Genomic DNA, 218 nt, shown 5'->3' with positions numbered 1-218 from the left:
GTCAAGGTCGCGGTGTAAGTGATGTCACCGCCTTCAACTACAGAGGCTTTATCAGCAGTCAGCGAAACCGTGGTGTTATCGATCGAGTCAGTGATGGCTGTTTCAGCTGCCTTCGGATCGGTGACCAGGTTCTCAAAGTTGCCGCCTTCGGTCTTCGCGATGGTGGTGCTGACAGTCGAACCGTTGTTATAGACGTCATTGGCTGGAGTGTTAAACAC

At 52.3% G+C, this 218-nt stretch carries 1 protein-coding gene; it reads right to left on the bottom strand.

The window, feature by feature from the left end; translation table 11 throughout:
* Nucleotides 1-218 (bottom strand): immunoglobulin-like domain-containing protein (locus tag AOA59_RS32240; RefSeq protein WP_158235189.1); only part of this gene is annotated, 218 nt, incomplete at both ends.

This window comes from Pseudomonas sp. 2822-15, assembly GCF_002742515.1.
GTDB lineage: Bacteria > Pseudomonadota > Gammaproteobacteria > Pseudomonadales > Pseudomonadaceae > Aquipseudomonas > Aquipseudomonas salomonii.
Note: the sequence above shows the minus strand (reverse complement) of the source record. Positions and strands in the feature narration are given on the sequence as shown.